Genomic DNA, 2713 nt, shown 5'->3' with positions numbered 1-2713 from the left:
ACTTGGACCTTGCTTTATACCAGGCGTTTGCTGCCGTTACTTCTTCGGACTGTCGTAACTGGTTTGCTTGTGCCGGTTATTGTTGATATTTTATGGGGTTGCTCTAAATGATACGACTATCATATCATGAGATAAAAGGCTTTACAAGCAGTGCATGCGAAAAACTCTCCCGCAGCTGCTTGTCTAAAGATTGCCGCAAGAGAGTTTCTTGTTGAGATTAAATGAAATGACGTTTCTTTATATAGCTGTCAAACCAGCAGTGTTTAAAATGCCTTTGGGAGAACGTTGTCAAGATAATTATATGAAGGCGCCATAGTTAAGTTCCGGCAGCGCATAGGGGTGATTACATATCAAATATGATATTGACATGTTATATCGTATTTGATATAATAATAATGCAAAGCAGGCCAATAGGCTTTGCAGGGAGGTGGGATCCAATAAGGGAAGTAGAACTTTATTCCACTGCGGATGGCGATGAACCGGTAGCAGACTTTTTAAGTAGTTTGCCGCCCAAACATCAAGCCAAGGCTTTACGTGAAATAGACCTTTTGGCAGAGTTCGGCAATGCGCTGAAAGAACCCTATGTCAAGCATATCAAGGGAGACATTTGGGAACTGCGAATTCGTTTTTCCTCTGACATTTCCCGTGTTTTCTATTTCACTTGGCAAGCCGATACCATCGTTCTTCTGCATGGCTTTGTAAAAAAGACACAAAAGACACCGCCACAGGAAATTGAAACCGCACAAAACCGAATGGATGATTTCAAGCGTCGGAATTCATAAAAGTGTATCTCATACCAAAGTTAATTAGGAGTAAAGAAGATTGTAAAAGGAGTGCATTTATGAGGTACAGCGATTACAAAAAGGAGGTATTTGCAGAAAACCCGGAAGTAAAGGAAGAGTATGACCGCCTGGCACCGCAGTACGAAGTGATTCGTGCTGCGATCGCCAGCCGGAAGGCTGCTGGACTGACCCAGAAACAGTTGGCTGAAAAGATGGGCACCAAGCAAGCAAACATCTCACGCTTTGAAAACGGGAATGCCAACCCTTCGTTGGAGTTTCTGCAAAAAATGGCGTCCTGCATGGGCAAGACGCTGCACATCACCTTTGAGTGATGGTATGAGGCCGCATCGGGCAACCGGTGCGGTCTTTTCTGTACCTGCTTTTTTCAGAAATTGGCGGTTTTAAATCACCCCCGCGTATGCGGGGAAAAGCTCACCTCGACCGACTACTACCACATTTCAAAGGGATCACCCCCGCGTATGCGGGGAAAAGACTTTTGCTTCGTCGTAGGTCTCGCCGTAGCTAGGATCACCCCTGCGTATGCAGGGAAAAGATCATACCGATGGGATAGTTGTTGCCGTTGCCGGGATCACCCCCGCACGTGCGGGGAAAAGTCAAACTCTTTGGGGATTTCGACGCCGCTTTCTGGATCACCCCCGCGCATGCGGGGAAAAGCCTGAGGCAGAAAGTAGTCAAAAGGTAGTCAAAGGATCACCCCCGCGCATGCGGGGAGAAGCCGGGCGGGCGTGAAACTCTGCAGTATTGCAAGGGATCATCCCCGCGTATGCGGGGAAAAGCCGATCCCCGCCAACAACGGCAAGACCATCGAGGGATCACCCCCGCGCATGCGGGGAAAAGGTTGTGTCACCTCCGATGAATCACAGTCATTAATCCCAGGCCATAGGCTTTGCCTCGACCAATGCCATGGGTAAGCATGGCACAAAAAAGCTCTGGCTGGGTTACTTGCAGAACTCCCTCATAGGTTACAGAGAGCAAAGAAACAGGATGTCCGGGATCGCCGTGTTTTGAAAAACGAATCCAATGGGAGTTAGTTACAATAAAGGAAGACTCAGACAGGCGGAATCCATGCTTTTCTGCTCGCTCCAAAAGCCATTGCTGTTGATAAGATGTTGTACAGTGTGCCAAAACTTTCCCTCGCCCTTCGGAGGGGCTATGTCCCGAACAACTTTTTGTGGGATTTGCCGTCAGCCGAAACTGCCAAACACTGCCCGGCTCGATCTGTTCTAAAAGCTGGGTATAATTGCGCGTTTCAAAATTTGATGTTCCGGAAACCGGGCCAAACTGAGCGGAAATACTTTCCAGGTCGGGCTTTTGTTCACTGAGTAGCAGGAGATAAAGTTTCCCACCCAACCGATCCAGCCTCCAGAGACGGCGCTGTCTCTCGCCCAAAAAGGCGCTTTCCACCGCACCATGAATTTTTTGCGGAGCAGAAAGGGCACGCATTGTAGCGTGACGGGTTTCATCCAATTCCACACGGGATAGATACATTGTTTCACCTCAATTCTGCAAAGGGATCATGGATGGTTTCTTCCGGCATGGTGGAATTGACCGGTGGGGTCCAGAAGAATTCTTGAACTGGACGATAACCAAATTGCCGGTGAATAGGGGTAAATGAAAGCGCAAGGTCCCGCCGCGGAGCGGCACCTGCTTCCTGCACAGAGGCATCCAGGACGATCCGGTAAGGGAAGGCAGGATTCCTCCAGCTGGGCAACTGCGGAGGCTCTTGCTTTAGCGCGGGCAGCAGATCAAGATTCTCCCGGATTCCCAGACAGAGCGGAAATGTGGGCGGACAGGAACGACGGCCTAGAGCAACCCCATAAAATATCAACAATAACCGGCACAAGCAAACCAGTTACGACAGTCCGAAGAAGTAACGGCAGCAAACGCCTGGTATAAAGCAAGGTCCAAGT

Annotated in this window: 3 protein-coding genes; 2 read left to right on the top strand and 1 reads right to left on the bottom strand. The window is 49.1% G+C overall.

Annotated features, from left to right (window positions below):
* Positions 1-356 precede the first annotated feature (356 nt).
* Positions 357-782, top strand: coding sequence for a type II toxin-antitoxin system RelE/ParE family toxin (locus B5F27_RS16065; RefSeq protein ID WP_242962223.1), 426 nt, complete (start codon positions 357-359; stop codon positions 780-782).
* A gap of 59 nt (positions 783-841) precedes the next feature.
* Positions 842-1114, top strand: a complete 273-nt coding sequence (locus B5F27_RS16060) for a helix-turn-helix transcriptional regulator (protein ID WP_087369048.1) — start codon at positions 842-844, stop codon at positions 1112-1114.
* 532 nt (positions 1115-1646) lie between these two features.
* Here the strand turns inward: B5F27_RS16060 and cas6e are convergent.
* Positions 1647-2291: a type I-E CRISPR-associated protein Cas6/Cse3/CasE gene (gene cas6e / locus B5F27_RS16055; protein ID WP_087369047.1), complete on the bottom strand. Its 645-nt coding sequence runs from the start codon at positions 2289-2291 to the stop codon at positions 1647-1649.
* Positions 2292-2713: the final 422 nt, after the last annotated feature.

It is taken from the genome of Faecalibacterium sp. An192, assembly GCF_002160175.1.
Taxonomy (GTDB): domain Bacteria; phylum Bacillota; class Clostridia; order Oscillospirales; family Ruminococcaceae; genus Faecalibacterium.
The sequence above is the reverse complement of the archived record's forward strand: the minus strand, read 5'-3'. Positions and strand labels throughout refer to the sequence as shown.

Coding starts and splice junctions, on each gene's coding strand:
- B5F27_RS16065 (WP_242962223.1), top strand. CDS start 357: ATGATATTGACATGTTATATCGTATTTGATATAATAATAATGCAAAGC.
- cas6e (WP_087369047.1), bottom strand. CDS start 2,291: ATGTATCTATCCCGTGTGGAATTGGATGAAACCCGTCACGCTACAATG.
- B5F27_RS16060 (WP_087369048.1), top strand. CDS start 842: ATGAGGTACAGCGATTACAAAAAGGAGGTATTTGCAGAAAACCCGGAA.